Annotated in this window: 9 protein-coding genes; 4 read left to right on the plus strand and 5 right to left on the minus strand. The window is 64.2% G+C overall.

Annotated features, from left to right (window positions below):
- Positions 1 to 70: 70 nt before the first annotated feature.
- The 5 genes from AC1M7R_RS25780 to AC1M7R_RS25800 form a co-directional block, all read right to left on the minus strand.
- A complete protein-coding gene (locus AC1M7R_RS25780) occupies positions 71 to 454 on the minus strand; it encodes a hypothetical protein (protein ID WP_072398396.1) in 384 nt (127 codons plus the stop codon).
- Positions 455 to 540: 86 nt separating this feature from the next.
- A complete protein-coding gene (locus AC1M7R_RS25785) occupies positions 541 to 3,681 on the minus strand; it encodes a multidrug efflux RND transporter permease subunit (protein WP_123596134.1) in 3,141 nt (1,046 codons plus the stop codon).
- A gap of 19 nt (positions 3,682 to 3,700) precedes the next feature.
- A complete protein-coding gene (locus AC1M7R_RS25790; protein WP_490610104.1) occupies positions 3,701 to 4,855 on the minus strand; it encodes an efflux RND transporter periplasmic adaptor subunit in 1,155 nt (384 codons plus the stop codon).
- Between the two features lie 60 nt (positions 4,856 to 4,915).
- Positions 4,916 to 6,337, minus strand: a complete 1,422-nt coding sequence (locus AC1M7R_RS25795; RefSeq protein ID WP_083526357.1) for a diaminobutyrate--2-oxoglutarate transaminase — start codon at positions 6,335 to 6,337, stop codon at positions 4,916 to 4,918.
- Positions 6,338 to 6,445: 108 nt separating this feature from the next.
- A complete protein-coding gene (locus tag AC1M7R_RS25800; protein WP_490610105.1) occupies positions 6,446 to 8,515 on the minus strand; it encodes a TonB-dependent receptor in 2,070 nt (689 codons plus the stop codon).
- A 247-nt stretch (positions 8,516 to 8,762) separates the two neighbouring features.
- Between AC1M7R_RS25800 and AC1M7R_RS25805 the strand changes: the two genes are divergently transcribed.
- The 4 genes from AC1M7R_RS25805 to AC1M7R_RS25820 all read left to right on the plus strand — a co-directional run bounded on the left by AC1M7R_RS25805 (position 8,763) and on the right by AC1M7R_RS25820 (position 17,410).
- Positions 8,763 to 9,740 (plus strand): TauD/TfdA family dioxygenase, encoded by a 978-nt coding sequence (locus AC1M7R_RS25805; RefSeq protein WP_490610106.1) that lies wholly within the window; start codon positions 8,763 to 8,765, stop codon positions 9,738 to 9,740.
- Positions 9,741 to 9,748: 8 nt separating this feature from the next.
- Entirely contained in the window at positions 9,749 to 13,177 is a 3,429-nt protein-coding gene (locus AC1M7R_RS25810; RefSeq protein ID WP_490610107.1) for a condensation domain-containing protein, read from the plus strand.
- A gap of 17 nt (positions 13,178 to 13,194) precedes the next feature.
- Positions 13,195 to 14,241 (plus strand): TauD/TfdA family dioxygenase, encoded by a 1,047-nt coding sequence (locus AC1M7R_RS25815; protein ID WP_490610108.1) that lies wholly within the window; start codon positions 13,195 to 13,197, stop codon positions 14,239 to 14,241.
- Positions 14,242 to 14,347: 106 nt separating this feature from the next.
- Positions 14,348 to 17,410 (plus strand): non-ribosomal peptide synthetase, encoded by a 3,063-nt coding sequence (locus AC1M7R_RS25820; RefSeq protein ID WP_490610109.1) that lies wholly within the window; start codon positions 14,348 to 14,350, stop codon positions 17,408 to 17,410.
- The last annotated feature ends 34 nt before the right edge of the window (positions 17,411 to 17,444 follow it).

Here is a 17,444-nt window from a genome sequence, read left to right on the forward strand (position 1 = left end):
CGCCGGTCCGCTCAAGCGCCCGCGCCCCGTAAAAAGGGCGCGGGCGCTGCACTTTGTGCAGTGAACAACCTCATCCGAACGCTTGACCAGTGTCCAGGTGCAACATCGCCCGGGCGTCGACGGTGAAGCTGTAACGCTTGTCCCGCAGGAGAACGACATCCTCCTCGCATAAGCGCCGCAGCACTTCCCTCACGCTGATGAATGACAGCTGCGCGCAAGGCTCGCCCAGGGCGGCATGCAGTTCACGCACCTCTAGGGCATGATCCGCCCTGGCCGCGACCAGCATGGCCTCGATCACCTTCAAACGAATCAGGCTGGTGCGCAGCCCATAGAAGCGCAGCAATTCACGGATACGTCGATTCGTGTCGCGATCATCCTCGGCAAGCCCTCGGCCGACGCCGAGGGAGGGTTGCTGTGGTCTGATACGCGGCAACGAGGCCGATGGGTCGTTCATGAGAAATCCTTTTCAACACCTACCTGGTAAAACCGGAAACGACCGCTCCCGGCCGTCACGTTGCCCTTGTCAGCCTGCGGTGCGAGTCATGGCCCCGCTTCCCCGGGCACTGGCGCGCTGACCGTACCCCGGCGATCACGTTGCCGTTGGGCGATGGACAGCACCCAGACGAAAAACACCGGGACGTACAGAATGCCCAGCACCGTCGCCGCCAGCATGCCGCCGATGACACCGACGCCGATTGCACGCTGGCTCGCCGCTCCGGCGCCGCTGGCCAACGCCAGGGGCAATACCCCCAGGATGAAAGCCAGGGACGTCATGACAATCGGCCGAAAGCGCAGGCGGGTCGCCCGGGCCGCCGCCTGCGCCAGGCTGACGCCCTGGCCATGAAGAGACTTGGCGAACTCGACGATGAGGATGGCGTTCTTTGCACACAGGCCGATGATGGTGATCAGCCCTACTTTGAAATAGACGTCATCGGGCATGCCCATCACCGTCACCGCCAATACCGAACCGAGCATGCCCAGCGGCACCACCAGCAACACGGCGAAGGGAATCGACCAGCTTTCATACAACGCGACCAGCACCAGCAAGACCATGGTCAATGCCAAGCCCACCAGCCAGGGGACCTGGTCGCTGGCTTGCTGTTCCTGCAGGGAAAGCCCCGCCCATTCCAGGCTGAACCCGGACGGCAACTGCCGCGCGATGCCCTGCAACGCCTCCATCGCCTGGCCGGTGCTGTACCCCGGCGCCGGCTCTCCGGAAAAACGCAACGACGCCGAGCCGTTGTAGCGGGCGATCTGCAGGGGCCCGACCTGCCACTCGAAACGACTGAAGGCATCCAGCGGCACCAGGCGCCCCTGCCGGTTGGGCACTTGCAGGCGCAGCAGCGCTTCGGGCGTCTGCCGGCTGACGCCGTCAGCCTGGATGATCACCCGCTGCATCCGCCCCTGATTGGCGAATTCGTTGATCTGCTCCGAGCCCAGGGCGGCGGCCAATGCCGAGCTGATCACGTCGAAACTCACCCCCAGGGCCTCGGCTTTTTCACGGTCGATGCTGACATTGATCTGGGGCGCATCAGCCAGGCCGTCTTCCGACAGATGCCCGATCTGCGGCGATGCCTTGGCGCCCTCGAGCAACTGGTCACGCGCCTTCGATAGCGCTTCGTGCCCCCGGCCCGCCAGGTCCAGCAGGCGCAGGTCGAAACCACCGGACGTACCGAGCCCATCCACCGGCGGCGGCACCACGCTGTACAGCGTACCGTCGGCAATGTCCTCGAAGGCCTCGTTAGCCCGCTCGGCCACTTCGTCGCTGGCCTGGCCGCTGCCGCGCAACGACCAGTCCTTGAGGGTGACGTAGGATAGCGCCGCATTGGCGCCCTCCCCGGAGAAGCTGAAGCCCATGATCGCCAGCACGTGCTCGGTGGCCGGTTGCGCCAGGGCATAGTCCTCCCACGCCCGGACCGTGACATCGGTACGAGAGGCGGACGCCGCAGGCGGCAACTGGATATCGGTGACGATGTAGCCCTGGTCCTCGTCCGGCAGGAACGAGGTTGGCAGCCGCAGGTAGGCCAAGGCCAGTACCAGCAGCAACACCAGGTAGACAGCCATGCTGCGCCCGGACCGTCGGACCCAACTGGCTCCCAGTCCCTCGAAGCGCTCGGCCAGGGCATCGAAGCGCCGATTGAAGGCGTGCGCCCAGCGGTGAGCGCCGGCCCGGCGGGTCGGGTCGTGGGGCTTGAGCAGGGTCGCGCACAGGGCGGGCGTCAGGCTCAGGGCGAGGAACCCGGAAAACAGGATGGATATCGACAAGGTCATAGCGAACTGCTGGTAGATCACTCCCACCGATCCGCCCATGAACGCCAGTGGCACGAATACCGCGGACAGCACCAGGGTAATGCCGACAATCGCCCCGCTGATCTGCTGCATGGCCTTGCGGGTCGCCTCCCTGGGCGACAGGTGCTCGCGGGAAATCAGCCGCTCGACGTTTTCCACCACGACGATGGCGTCATCCACCAGGATGCCGATGGCCAGGACCATGCCGAACAGGGTCATCATGTTGATGGAGAAACCCAACGGCGCCATGAGCGCGATCGTTCCCAGCAGGCAGACCGGCACGGTCACGGCGGGAATCAGCGTGTAACGCAGGTTCTGCAGGAACAGCAGCATGACCAGGAACACCAGGACCATGGCTTCGGCCAGGGTGTAGAGGACTTGCTCGATCGCCACATCGACGAAGTAGGAAGTGTCATAAGGCACGCTCAGGGCCATGTTCGCCGGCAATGTACTCGACAGTTGCCCGAGCCGCGCCTTGATCGCTTGCGCGGTCTGCAGCGCGTTGGCGCCGGGGGCCAGCTGCACCGACATGGCGGCGGCAGGCTTGCCGTTCAGGCGCGCGTCGAAACGATAGTCCTTGCGCCCCAGCTCGACCCGCGCCACGTCGTGGATTCGCACACTGGAGCCGTCGTCGTTGGCCCGCAACACGATATTGCCGAACGCCTCGACCGACTCCAGTTGCCCCTGCACCATCACGGTGGCGGTGATGTGCTGCTCGGCGGGCCCCGGCCGTTCTCCCGTGCTGCCGGCGGGCACCTGCACGTTCTGCGCGGCAATGGCCCGGCCGACATCGGCCATCGACAGGTTGTACGCCACGAGGCGGGCGGGATCGACCCAGATCCGCATGGCCCGTTCGGAGGTGTACATCTGCACCCGCCCGACCCCGGCCACCCGGCGGATTTCGTTGTTGATGGCCCGGGCCGCATAATCCGCCAGCACCACGGAGTCGGCCTGTCCGTCGACATAGGACAGGGCATACACCAGGAGAAAGTTGGAGCGCGCCTGTTCCACCTTCAGGCCTTGCTCGATGACGGCTTGAGGCAACCGCCCGATCACTCGCTGCAGGCGATTCTGCACATCGACCTGTGCCATGTCGGGGTCGGTCCCCGGAGTGAAGGTGACGGTGATATCGGCCCCACCATTGGCGCTGGTGGACTCGTAATAGATCAAGCCCTTGAGGCCGTTGAGCTCCTCCTCGATCAGGCTGGTGACGTTCTGGCCGACGATCTGCGCGGACGCCCCGGGGTAATTGGCGCTGACACTGATCTGCGGTGGAGCCACGTCCGGGTACTGGCTGACCGGCAGGGTACGCAGGGTCAGCAGCCCCGCCAGCACGATGAACAGGGCAATGACCCAGGCAAGATTCGGACGATTGATGAAAAATTGCGGCACGGTTGTTGTTCCTTGACCGTCAGTGCTGGGCCTGTTGCTCGGCCAGCGTGATAGGGCTGACCTGGGTCCCGGCGCCGAGCTTGTCGGCCCGTTCGATCACGACCCGCTCGCCGGCCGACAACCCCTGGGTGATCTGCCAGTTGGAACCTTGCATCACACCGGTGCTGACCACCCGCTCGCGCACCACCGCGCCGCTGTCCACCAGCATCAACCGGGCCTGGCCATCGGCACCGCGCTGCACCGCCTGTTGCGGAACGAACAACGCCTGCGGATCGACGCCGGCCGGCGCCTTGACGCGCACATACATGCCGGGCAACAGCAGGTTGTCCGGGTTGGCAAATTCGCCACGCAGGGTGACCTGGCCGGTACTGCGATCGACGGAAATATCGGAAAAGATCAACTTGCCATGTCGCACCTGGGGTGGGTCGCCCACCTGTACGGTCACCTGCGCCGAGCCACTGCCATCATGCGTCAGGCGGCCGTCGGCCAGGGCTTGCTGCAGCGCCACGACTTTATCGGCCGATTGGGTGAAATCGGCATAGATCGGGTCCAGTTGCTGGATCCGCGCCATCTGCGTGGCCTCGTCCTGCCCGACCAGCGATCCCTCACTGACCAGGGCCCGGCCGATACGACCATCGATCGGCGCCCGCACCTGGCAGTAACCCAGGCTGAGCCGGGCGCTGTCCAGGTCGGCCCGGGCGGTGAGGCGATCGGCCTCGGCACTCTTGAGGTCCGAGACCGCGTCGTCGAAGGCCTGTGGGCTGATGGCATTGATCGCCACCAGTTCCTTGAAGCGCCTTGCCTGGGCCTTGGCCCGATAGACATCCGCCTCGGCCCTGGCCAACGCCCCCTCGGCGCGCATCAGCGCGGCCTTGAACGGCGCCGGGTCGATGCTGAACAGCAACTGCCCCGCCTTGACGTCGGCGCCCTCCTGGAATTGCCGGGTCAGCACCACACCGGCCACGCGGGCGCGCACCTCGGCAATGCGTACCGGCTCGATACGGCCGGGCAGCTCCGTGGTCATGGCCAACGCCTGCGGCTGTACCGTCAGCGTCTTGACCCGGGGTACCGGCACGTTACGTTCGGTGGATGGCTTCGGCTCGCCGCAACCGCCTATCCCTAGCACCGCCAGCATCAGCCAGGCGGGTTTCATCGAGGCAAGAACCCTGGGCATCGTCGCTCCCTGTCCATGAAAAAGGCCTGCCATGGCAGGCAGGCCTTGTACGGTGTCCGATCAGCGAGCCGGACGCTCGTTGATCGCGCTGGCGGCACGGAACAGGATTTGCGCGACGAAATCGATCTCCTGCTCGGTGATGATCAGCGGCGGCAGGAAGCGCACGGTCGCGCCATGACGGCCTCCCAGTTCGAGGATCAGGCCATGTCGCAGGCAAGCCTGCTGGAAGGCCTTGGCCCTGGCAGTGTCCACCGGCGGATGGCCCTGGACGTCCGCAGTGCCTTGGGGATCGACGACTTCCATGCCGAGCATCAGGCCACGACCACGCACATCGCCGATCCAGGCGAACTCGCTTTGCAGGGCCAGCAGGTGCTTGCGCAGATGCGCCCCCATGGATTCGGCGTGCTTCACCAGGCCCTCATCGCGGATGAAGCGCAAGGTCGCCGTGCCCGCCGCCATCGCCAGCTGGTTGCCTCGGAATGTTCCGGCGTGGGCCCCCGGCTGCCAGACATCCAGGGAATCGTTGTAGACCACGACCGACAGCGGCAGGCCGCCGCCGATGGCCTTGGACAACGTGATCACATCCGGCGTGATGCCCGATTGCTCGAAGCCGAACATGCGCCCGCTGCGGGCGATGCCGCACTGGATTTCGTCGACGATCAGGGGAATACCGTGGGCCTGGGTCAGCCGGCGCAGTTCCTGGAGCCAGCGGTCAGGCGCGGCGATCACGCCGCCCTCCCCCTGGATAGGTTCGAGGATCATCGCCGCCGGCGCGGTCACACCGCTTTCCGGGTCGTTGAGCAGGTGCTCCAGGTAACGCACATTCAACGTGACTCCTTGCTCGCCGGCGACGCCGAACGGGCAACGGTAATCGTTGGGGTATGGCAGGCGCTGCACCCCCGCCATCAGGGCGCCCAGGGCGTTTTTCGGCGACAGGTTGCCACTGATGGCCAGCGTGCCCAGGGTCATGCCGTGATAGGCGCCTTCGAACGCCAGGACCGAGTGACGCCCTGTCGCGGTGCGGGTCAGCTTGAGGGCGGCCTCGACCGCATCGGCCCCGCTGGGGCCGCAGAACTGGATGCGTGCGTTACGAGCGAACTCGGCCGGCAGGCACCCGAAAATTTCCTGGACGAATGCGTCCTTGACCGGAGTCATGAGGTCCAGAGTATGCATCGGCACACCCGCCGCCATGACCTGGGTGATGGCCTGGATGATGACCGGGTGATTGTGGCCCAGCGCCAGGGTCCCGGCGCCGGCCAGGCAATCGACGAATACTTGCCCTCGGCTGTCCTGTACATAGATGCCGTGGGCCCTTTCGAGCACCAGGGGGATGCGTCGCGGATAACTGCGGGCATTGGATTCCTGCTGTTGCTGACGCTCCAGCAACGGGGTCGGATCGAGGCAGTAAGGGGTCGACAGACCGGTGTGCAACAGACGTAGCTGTTGCGCGCCACCCGCCGTGGCATTCGAAGAAGTATTCATGATTTCCTCCATGGAGGCTGGGTTTGGAAGGGAACAAACAGCCTGAAAACAAACATCCGTGACGTTGCAAACCAGGCGCGGGGAGATTGCCTCCCCGCGCTCGTGGGTTTACATGTCGTAACGCAGAGCCATGCCCACCGTGCGCGGCGCGCCGACGTCGATGATGTCGTCGCTGCGGTTGTTGGTGACGTACTCCTTGTCGAAAGCGTTCTTCACGTAGGCGGACACGGCAACGTTCTTGGTCACCTTGTACTCGGTGTTGAAGTTCACCAGCACGTAGTTGTCGCTACGGCGCTCACCGCTCACCTTGCCGCTGGCGTCGAACTCGTATTCCGAAGGCGCAGTGCTCTGATAGGTGACATCCGTACCGAAAATGAAGCGGTCGTCGAAGCGGTAGACGCCACCTACGGACACCTTGTATTTAGGCGAGTAAAGGAACGACTCACCGCTCATGTCCTGGCCACTGCCCGTGATGAAGTCCTTGTATTGGCTATCGGTAATGGCGCCACCGACGTTCAGGGTCAGTTGTTCGGTGATGTCTTTCTCGACGAAGACTTCCAGGCCCTTGATGTCGCTGCGACCGGCGTTGAAGACATCGATAACCGAACTGCCGCTCTGCCGTACGCTGACCTGCTGGTCTTTCCAGTCGGTGTAGTACAGGTTGGCGCGGGCACGCAGGGTCTTGTCGAAGAACGAACCGCGATAGGAAAGCTCGTAGTTGGTGGTGTATTCCGGGTCGTAGGCCTGGTGACCACTACCGGAGCGCAGGTTGACGCCACCACCGCGGTAACCTTTTTGCACCATGAAACCGAGGTATTGATCAGTCGCCAATTCGTAGTCGATACCGAGCTTCGGCAGCACCGCATCGAACGACTTGCTGACATCGGCCGCTTCGGAGAAATCGTCCTGCTTGATCTCGGTGTCGTTCGTTTCGTGGTCGTAACGCAGGCCGGTGATCAAGGTCCAGCGTGGTGCGAACGTCCAGTTGACTTCACCGAACACGGCCTTGTTCTCGATGGTGGTATCGCCCTTGACCGTACCGAACAACGCGTCATCGAACAGCAATCGGTCGTGGATATCGTTGCTGTTGTGGCCATAGTAAGCGCCCACAAAACTCTTCACCGTGTCCGAGGTGTAGTTCAGGCGCAGCTCCTGACTGAACAGGTTTCCGTCTTGCTTACGCAGAACGACCTGATTGTCCACGGCATTCTGGTCGAAATCCAGGCGGTTGCTGTAGTCCGTACTGGTATTGGCCGTCATGCTCGTCAGCGACCAGGCATCGTTGAGGCGATAGTCCACCTTGGCGCTGAGGGTGTCCTGCTTGAGGTTGTCGAAAGCCTTTGTGTTGGAAGAGATGTCGTAATAGCTCGGCTTGCCGTTGACGCGCATGGTAGAACGGTCGCCCTGGCGGTGTTCGCTGTGGGCGTAGGTCAGCAGGACGTCGGTGTCGTCATTGGGCAGGATCAGCAGTTTGCCGCGCACGTTGCTGGTGCGACGCGGGTTGGCGTCGTCATTGAGGGCGGTGTTGCGGATGTAGCCATCACCTTCGCCATAGTCCACGGCGATACGGCCCGCGACCTTGTCGTCGATGATCGAGCCGCCGCCCGCCACGGCAGCACCGTGCTCACCGTAGTTGCCCACGTTGGTCTGCGCCGAGAAACTCGGTTCGAAGGTGGGGTTCTTGGTCCGGATGACCACCGCACCCGCCAGGGAGTTACGGCCCTGGGTGGTGGACTGCGGCCCCAGGAAAACCTCGACCTGCTCGGCATCCCAGAGCGGGACCGGGCTGAGGGTCAGTGCGCGGTTGGGCTGTACGGCACCGTCGACATACACCGATACCGCACCGTTGAGGGCCGCCGGGCCCTGGTCGTCGAAACCGGACACCGGCACGCCACGGATACCCCAGTTCTCGTTGCCGGCCTGGCTATAGACGCCTGGCGTGCGGGCAAATACATCCACCAGGTCCTTGTCGGCATGCTCGCGCAGGTTCTTTTCAGTCACTACCACGACGCTGGACTGAGTCTGCTCAAGGGTACGGTCGATCTTTTCCCCCGACACCGTGATCGGAGCGATTTCCAGAGTGTTGGAAGCATCGGATTCTTCAGCCGCCCATGCGCAGTTGAGCAGACCGATCGCCGACCCCACCGCCAACGCAATTGTATTTTTTTTGAAATTCACGCCCCGTCCCCTGCGACAGATTTTTTTGGTTTTTTTGAGCCAGCCGAACCCCATCTCGGGCCAGCGGAGCGGAGTCTAATCCAAAAAAAATTTTAAATAAATAGTATTGATAATCCATCTCATTTGTACCTAATATGCCGCCGTGTATTGATCTGGATACATTTGCCGCCCCGTCTCGCACCATAGACCACTGCCTTGCTTTCACGGTCTTTGATGGGTCGAAAAAGATAAAAGAGGAAGCACAAGGATGACCTCAATCGAACACCTGCACGGGCGTTCCGAGCCGTTTTCAATCGCATCCACGCAAGGAAGCGCGGGGACTCTCCCCGTGGTGGTGCACGCGACAGCCGGACAGTCGATCCACGATCTGGACGCCTCGATTCGCGACAGCGTGGCCAATACCCTGGCGACGGTGGGTGGCGTCCTGTTTCGCGGCTTCACTGTCGCCACGCCCATCGACTTCAAGCGCTTCGCCGCCAGTTTCGGCGCGCCGCTGGCCAGTTACGAATTCGGCTCCACGCCTCGCAGCAAAGTCTTTGCCGGGGTCTACAGCTCCACCGAATACCCGGCCCATCAATTCATTCCCCTGCACAACGAACAGGCCTACACCCGGCCCTGGCCTTCGCGCATCTGGTTCCACTGCATGAAAGCCAGCGACACGGGCGGCGAAACGCCGATTGCCGACAGCCGCCTGGTCTACCAGCGCATGCCCGCCGAGGTCCGCGAGCTGTTCGCCAGCCGCGAACTGCTCTACGTGCGCAACTACAGCGGCGCCCTGGACTTGCCCTGGCAGAAAGTCTTCAACACCGAGGATCGTGCCCAGGTCGAACGTTATTGCCAGGACAACGACATCGAGTGGGAATGGAAAGCCGATGGTGACCTGCGCACCCGCCAGCGTTGCGCCGCGGTGCAACAGCATCCCGATACCGGTGAGTGGGTCTGGTTCAACCAGGCGCACCTGTTCCATGTGTCGGCCATCGAGCCGAGCGTACGCGCCAGCCTGCTGGCGGCGGTAGGTGAAGAGAACCTGCCGCGCCATGTCTACTTCGGCGATGGCTCGGCGATCGCCGACGAGATGCTCGACACCGTGCGCGAGGTCTATCGCCAGACTGCCATCAGCTTCCCCTGGCAGCCCGGCGACATCCTGATGCTCGACAACCGACTGGTGGCACACGGTCGCAATCCTTTCACCGGTGACCGCAAGGTCATCGTGGCCATGGCGTGAATTGACTCATGTTTTCATTCGAACATTGGATCGAGGTGCTGCAAGCCAACGCTCAGCACTTCCCCCAGCGTACTGCCCTGCACTTTCTGCCGGACGGTGTAGAGATCGGCGAAACCCTGACTTTTTCCCAGCTCGACGAGCAAGCCCGGTCACTGGCCGCGGCGCTGCAATCGCGCTACACGCCGGGCGACCGCGTGCTATTGATGTTGCCGACCAGCCTCGACTACGCCCGGGCGTTCTGCGCCTGCCTATATGCCGGGCTGATCGCCGTGCCGCTGTTTCCGCCACCGTCGCGCAAGCCACGCCACCTGGACCGCGTACGCAATGTGGTGGTGGATGCCGAGCCGGGCCTGATCCTCGCACCGGCGGATCATTGCGAAGGCCTGCGGGAGCTGGTGCAAGGCCAGGTCGATGTGCTGACCGTGCAGCAGTTGGGCACGCCGCCGGCCAGCCAGTGGCAACCACCGGCCATCGACGGATCCACCGTGGCATTCCTGCAATACACCTCCGGCTCCACGGGGTCGCCCAAGGGCGTCGAAGTGCGTCAGCGCAACCTCATTGCCAACGTCGAACTGATGCGCCAGGCCTACGGTTTCGATGAACACGGCGCCATGGTCAACTGGCTGCCGCTGTACCATGACATGGGGCTGATCGGCGGCATGCTGGCGCCGCTCTACAGCGGAATGCCGTGCTACCTGATAGCCTCCCAGACCTTCGTCAACGCGCCATCTACCTGGCTGCAGGCGCTGAGCCGCTACCGCGCCACCGCCAGTTTTGCCCCCAATTTCGCCTACGCCCTGTGCAACCGGGTGGTCAGTGACAACCTGATCGCCCAGCTGGACCTGAGCAACTGGAAGCACGCCATCAACGGCGCCGAACCGATCCACCCCGGCACCCTCGAAGCGTTCGCCGAACGGTTTGCCGCCTGCGGCCTGAACCCCTTGGCCATCAGCCCCGGCTATGGCCAGGCCGAAGCCACGCTGTGCGTCAGCGCCACGCCGGCCGATGCCCTGCCGGTGGTCTTGCGCCTGGACAAGGCGGTGCTGGAAACCGGTCGCGTCGCACTGGCCGCCGACGATGCCCCCGCCGTGGAGTTCGTCGCCTGCGGCTTCCCTCAGCCCTTGCACAGCATTGCCATCGTCGACCCGCAGACCTTCGAGCGCTGCGCCGCCGATCGCATCGGCGAAGTCTGGCTCAAGGGCCCGAGCAACGCCGAATCCTATTGGAACAATCCCCAGGCCACTCGCGAAGCCTTCGAGGCGCGCATTGTCGGCTCATCGGAACATTACCTGCGCTCCGGCGACCTGGGCTTCATGCACGAAGGCCAGGTGGTGATCTGCGGACGGCTCAAGGACCTGCTGATTCTCAACGGTCGCAATCTCTATCCCCACGACATCGAGTTCGCCATCACTGATGCCGAGCCGGGCATCCGCACCGGGCGCATCGCCGCGTTCTCGGAAATGGACCCGGTGCTGGGCCGCGAGAAGCTGGTGATCGTCGCCGAGCCACAGCGCAGGTTCGTCGACCCGGCGCGCCACCCAGACCTGTTTGCCTCGATGCAGAACGCCGTGCGGGAAGCCGCCGATTGTGGCATCGACCAGATTGTCCTGGTGGAAGCCGGCACCATCCCGATGACCACCAGCGGCAAGATTGCCCGTCAGGGCGCACGCAAGCAGCTGGCGGCGGGAACGCTGAGCATCATTGCCCAGAGCGGTGGCAGCCTCGCCGCATGCGGCGAGACGCTCGAACCAAAGGACCTCAAGCGCCTGGTGGCCGAAACCGCTCGATTGGCGCCGACCGCGTGCCGTCAGTGGCTGGAGCAGACCCTGCACAAGGTCAATCCCTATTGCTCGGCAGACTTCGAACTCAGCCTGGTTGGCCAAGGCCTGGATTCCATCGGCGTGGCCGACTTCGCCGCTCGGCTGTACAACGACCTGGGCTGGAACCTCGACACCCAGGACCTGTTCGGCGAACGAACCCTCGGGCAATGGGCCCTGGCCTTGGAGGAGTTTCTCCGCGCCCCGGCACCGAGCGCCACCACTTCGATGCAGCGCGCCGACCTCCAGGCCGGTCGCCAGTCGTTCGCTCAGAGCCGCCTCTGGTTCCTGCGCCAACTGAACCCGGACGACACCCAGCACAATCTGGTACTGCACCTGCAACTGCACGGTCCCCTGGACATCGAGGCGCTGGCATCGCGACTGAACGTCCTGGTCCAGCGCCATGGCGTGCTGCGCACGGTATATCGCGACAGCGTCGAAGGCCCGCAACAACGGGTGCTGCCGGTGACGGCGGTAGCGCTGGAGCAGCATGACTTGCGCAGCTTGAGCGAGGCGCAGCAACAGCAGGCGATGCGTGACCGCCTGGCCCACGAACATGCCACGCCCGTGGATCTTGACGCCGGGCCGGTGCTGCGCGCGCAGTTGCTCAGCCAGGATGACCAGCGACACGACCTGCTGTTGACCCTGCATCACATCGCTTTCGATGGGCGCTCGGCGCAAGTATTGCTGAAGGAACTGGCCGGTTCGGCAGACACCGCGCCACCGGTGCAATACCTGGACTTCGCACAATGGGAAGCCTTGCACTGGAGCGAACAACGGATCGCCACGGAGCAGGCATTCTGGCGCGAGTACCTGGCCGGCGTGCCTCAGTCCCTGGCGCTGGGCGGCAGCGGCAGGAATCCGGGCCAGCACAGCCTGGATTTCAAGGTGCCCCAGGCCACCTGCGACCAGCTGGGGGCATTGGCTCGCGACCGGGGCATGACTTTATTCATGCTGCTGTTGGCCAGTTACCAACTGGTCCTGCGGCAACTGGGCGGCCAGCAGCAGTTCCTGCTGGGCACCGATGTCAGCGGCCGGCCGCTGGCGCAACACGCGGATGTCATCGGTTTCTTCGTCAACCAGTTGACCCTGCGCTGCGACCTGCACGGCGAAGCGACCCTGGCCGGTTTCCTCGAACGTGTCCGCGATGAAGCCCGACGGGCCTACGCCCACCAGGGCCTGCCGTTCGACCTGGTGGTCTCGGCCCTCTCGCCGCAACGCCGTGCCGGCCATTCGCCGCTGTTCCAGGTGAAACTCAACTATCAACCGTCACGCGTCACACCGACCGAAATCGCCGGCGCGCAGCTATCGGCGCTAGACGTAGCCCAGGCACCGGGGGACTTCCATCTGGTCCTCGACCTGGTGCATGGCGCCGAAGGCCTCGACGCGACGCTCAAGTACCGCGGCGAATACTTCGACCAGGATCGCGCCGCGCGGCTGCAACACCTGTGGATGTGCCTGCTGGAGCAGACCCGCAACCTGCTGGATGAGCCATTGCCGGCGTTGGCCGAGCGCATCGATGGCTGGGACCAGGCTTTTCAGCGTGAACGACAACAGTCCCAGGCGCTGGCCGGTCGCAGCCAGATGATGCAAGCCAAACGTCGCTCATTGTCCCTTTAACCGAGTCGGATGCCGTTATGTCTACCCTGCCCTCATCGCCACGCGCCCTGGGCGCCGTGCGTCGTAAAGCCATGAACGTCTCTGAACAACAACTGGTCAGCGAGCGCCTGCTCAGCCCGGAACATGCCCTGCCCCTGGTGATCGAGCCGGCTGTCAGTGGCGTCGATCTGGCCGCCTGGGCTGCCCGTGAACGCGAGTCGCTGGAAAAGAAAGTGCTGCAGTACGGCGCACTGCTGTTTCGCGGCTTCAACGTAACGTCTGTCGAACAGTTCGACCAGGTGATTGCCGCCCTCTCCCCCGGGGCGCTGGAATACATGTTCCGGGCTTCGCCCCGTACCCGGGTCGGCGGCAACATCTATACCTCGACCGACTACCCGGCCGACCAGATGATCTTTCCCCACAACGAACATTCCTATTCGCCACGCTTTCCGCTGCGCCTGTTCTTCTACTGCCAGCAGCCGTCCGAGACTGGCGGGCAAACCCCGATCGGTTCCATCCGAGCCGTGAAAGCCCGGATCAGTCCCGAGATCGAGGCGCGGTTCCGGGAAAAGGGCGTGCTGTACGTGCGCAACTACGGCGACGGTTTCGGCTTGCCGTGGCAAACCGTGTTCCAGTCCGAAGACCGCAACGAGGTGCAGGCGTATTGCGCCAGCGTTGGCATCGAAGTGGAATGGAAGGAAAACAATCGCCTGCGCACCCGCCAGCGCGGCCCGGCCGTGGTGCGTCATCCACGCACCGGCGAGGAAGTCTGGTTCAACCACGCGACTTTTTTTCACATCAGCACCCTGCCCCCGGCGATCCGCGATTCGCTGCAGAGCAACTTCAACGACCTGGACCTGCCGACCAACACCTTTTATGGCGACGGCGAACCCATCGAGCCGCACGTGCTGGAGTCCCTGCGCACGGCCTATCTCGATTCGCTGGTGCGGTTCAGCTGGCAACAGGGCGACGTGTTGTTCATCGACAACATGCTCGCCGTCCACGGTCGTGAACCCTTTACCGGCAAGCGCGCAATCATGACCGGCATGGCTGAAGCCCTGCTGTCGAGCGACGTCGCCGTCTGACATTCAAGGGGGCACCCACCGTTCCCCGGAGGCCTGGCCGACCTGTCGACAAGCCCCGAGCGCTGTGCCGCACCCCAGGTTCAAGCCCTTTTCAGTCGAGATCAACATGAACGGACTTCAAGGTTTTCGCATTTCGCCGCAACAGGCATCGGTATATCCCCACCTCAACGGCGTGGCCGCCCATTCTTTGAGCTGCCATCTACAGTGGGCGGTGTCCCTGCCGCTGGAGGTCGATGCGTTGAACGAGCGCCTGCTCGCGCTCGTGGCCGACAACGAGATCTTGCGCACACGCCTGATGCCGGTGCCGGGGTTGCGCCATCCGGTGCAGGTAATCGACGAGACTGGCTCCCTGAAAGTGGAGCTGCTGGACTTGCAACAACACAGCCCCGCCAAACAGGACAGCGCCTTGAAGCGACTGGCCATCCAGGCCCGCGACTGGGCGACGCCCTTGTACGTGACCCTGGTGCGCCTGCCCGGTGAGCAAAGCGTGCTGGACCTGGCGGCCGCCAGCAGCCATTTGGATCTGGCCAGCCTGAAGTGGCTGGCCGGTGCATTGCTGCAGGACAGCACCGCGCCGCTGTCGGACGTTTTGCAATATGCCGATTACGCCGAATGGCGCTGGAGCCTGGTGGAAGACGAACCGGATCATCCCGGCGTCAGCTTCTGGAAACCATCGAGCGAAACCGAACAGGCTGCCTTGCAATTGTCCCTCGAAGCGGCGAGCGCCGGCGCTTTCGCCCCTGCCCGCTACGACCTGACATTGCCCGCCGCCCTGGCCACCCACCCGGCCCTGACGGCGAACCTGGCATTGACCGCATGGGCCGTCGTACTCGGCCGGCTGGCGGGCCAGCAACAGGTTCCCCTTGCCGTGGTCCATGAAAGCCGTGGCCCGGAACTGGAAAACGCCCTGGGCCTGTTCGAGCAATGCCTGCCCGTCAGCCTCGAACTGGATGCCCAGGCGACTTTGCTGGAGCAGAGCACCCAGGTCGGTGCCTGCGTCGAACGAGCCATGGGCTGGCAGGACTACTATACCCACGATCTCTCTGCGGACTACGCCTTCGCCTGGCGTTGCGGCGATGCCCGGGAACGTTTTGCCGGGGCGGTGATGGCGCCGGCAAAGGCCTGCCTGAACGTACGCCAGCTCCCCGACCGCGTGCAGGCGCATCTGGTCTATGATCGCCACGCACTCAGCGCCGAAGCCGCCGCCTGCCTGGCCGAGCAGTGGCTGCAATTGCTGCAGGGTGCCCTGGCGGAACCGCAACGGGCCTGGGCCCATCTGCCCCTTGGTGGACCGCTCCAGTCGCAGGTGGTGGCGAACGAGCCGAACCGGCCGAACATCGAACCGCTGACGCTGGTGGAACTGATTGCCCGCCGCGTTCGCCAGCAGCCGGATGCCATCGCCCTCAGCGACCAGGACGGCGAGCTGAGCTACAGCCGCCTGGATGCCTGCGCCACGCACCTGGCTCATCGACTGGTCGGCGCCGGCATCGGCCCGGGGGTGCCCGTGGGGATTGTGTTCCCGCGCGGCAATGCCGCCATTGTCGCCATGCTCGCGGTCCTGAAGGCCGGCGGTGCCTATGTGCCAATCGACCCGACCTACCCGGCCGACCGACGGACCTACATGCTCGCCGACAGCGCCATCGACCATATCGTGGTCAGCGCCGAGCTGGCCGACAGCGTACCGGCCAGCCTGCAACGCTTCGTGCTCGACGAGCTGAGCGCCGAGGACGCCAGCCATCTGCCAGCCCTGCCGACGCCAGGAGCGGACGACCTGGCCTACCTGATCTATACCTCCGGCTCCACCGGTGCACCCAAAGCCGTGGAAATCACTCACGGTGCCCTGAGCTTCTCCACTCAGGTACGCATGGCCGCCTATGAGACGCCAGTGCGGGCCTATCTGCTGCTGTCCTCCTTCGCCTTCGACAGTTCGGTCGCCGGGATTTTCTGGACCCTGGCCCAGGGCGGACGCCTGGTATTGCCCGCCACCGGCGAAGAGTTGGAAATGGCGCGCCTGGCCCAATTGATCACAGAGCACCAGGTCAGCCACGGCCTGTCGCTGCCATCGCTGTACCAGGCCTTGCTCGATCAGTTGCAGCGCAGCGGCGGGAGCGACAGCCTCGAATGCTGGATCGTCGCCGGCGAAGCCTGTCCGCCGTCCCTGGTGGCGCAACACGGCAAGACCCTGCCGCAAGCCCGATTGGTCAACGAATACGGCCCCACCGAAGCCACGGTATGGGCCACCTACGAAGTTCTGGAACCCAACCGCAGTGTCAGCATCGGGCGTCCCATCGCCGGCATGGACTTGCGCCTGCTCAACGAACAGGACGTTGCCTGCGGCATCGGCGAGCCAGGTGAAATCGTCCTCGCCGGCCCGACCCTGGCCCGTGGCTATCGCAACAAACCCGAAGAAACCGCCAAGGCCTTCGTCACCCTGGCCGACGGCACCCGCGCCTACCGTACCGGCGACCTGGCCTGCTGGCTGGCGGATGGGCGCCTGGCGTTCCTTGGCCGCAAGGACCATCAGGTCAAGGTTCGCGGCTACCGCATCGAACTGGGAGAAATCGAACGCCAGCTGTGCAGCCACAGCGACGTACGCGAAGCCGCGGTGATCGTCCAGGAGCACGCCGCCGGCAAGCGCCTGCTCGCCTACATCCTGGCCGCCCACGGCTACGCCCCGGACTCGGAGGCGATCAAGCGCTTCCTCGGTGAGCGCCTGCCCTCGTACATGGTGCCGGCCCAGGTCCTGACCCTGCCGACCTTCCCGCGTACCCCCAACGGCAAGCTCGACATTCGCCGGTTGCCTGATCCGGACCAGTTCGACGAAAGCGCCCACGTGGCCCCGCGCAATGCCATGGAAACCACCCTGCAAGCCATCGTCGCCAAGGTCTTGAAGCTGTCCACCGTGAGCGTCACCGACAACTTCTTCGCCATCGGCGGCGACTCGATCCTCAGCCTGCAAGTGGTGGCCCAGGCCCACGAGCAAGGCATCGCGCTGTCGGCCAAGCAAGTCTTCGAACGCCAGACCATCGCGGCCATGGCCGAAGTTGCGCAACCGCTGGCCGCCGACGCCGTCGAGCCCGTGGCCGAGAGCACCGAATTCAGCGCCTCGGGCCTGTCCGATGACGAAATGCAAGCCCTGATGGCCGAACTGAACGAGGCCGACCTGTGACCGGTTCCTTGCGCCGCCGTGCCGCCGTCGCCCC

This window comes from Pseudomonas sp. MS01C9 (genome assembly GCF_058202755.1).

Coding starts and splice junctions, on each gene's coding strand:
- AC1M7R_RS25815 (WP_490610108.1), top strand. CDS start 13,195: ATGTCTACCCTGCCCTCATCGCCACGCGCCCTGGGCGCCGTGCGTCGT.
- AC1M7R_RS25820 (WP_490610109.1), top strand. CDS start 14,348: ATGAACGGACTTCAAGGTTTTCGCATTTCGCCGCAACAGGCATCGGTA.
- AC1M7R_RS25810 (WP_490610107.1), top strand. CDS start 9,749: ATGTTTTCATTCGAACATTGGATCGAGGTGCTGCAAGCCAACGCTCAG.
- AC1M7R_RS25805 (WP_490610106.1), top strand. CDS start 8,763: ATGACCTCAATCGAACACCTGCACGGGCGTTCCGAGCCGTTTTCAATC.
- AC1M7R_RS25780 (WP_072398396.1), bottom strand. CDS start 454: ATGAACGACCCATCGGCCTCGTTGCCGCGTATCAGACCACAGCAACCC.
- AC1M7R_RS25795 (WP_083526357.1), bottom strand. CDS start 6,337: ATGAATACTTCTTCGAATGCCACGGCGGGTGGCGCGCAACAGCTACGT.
- AC1M7R_RS25790 (WP_490610104.1), bottom strand. CDS start 4,855: ATGCCCAGGGTTCTTGCCTCGATGAAACCCGCCTGGCTGATGCTGGCG.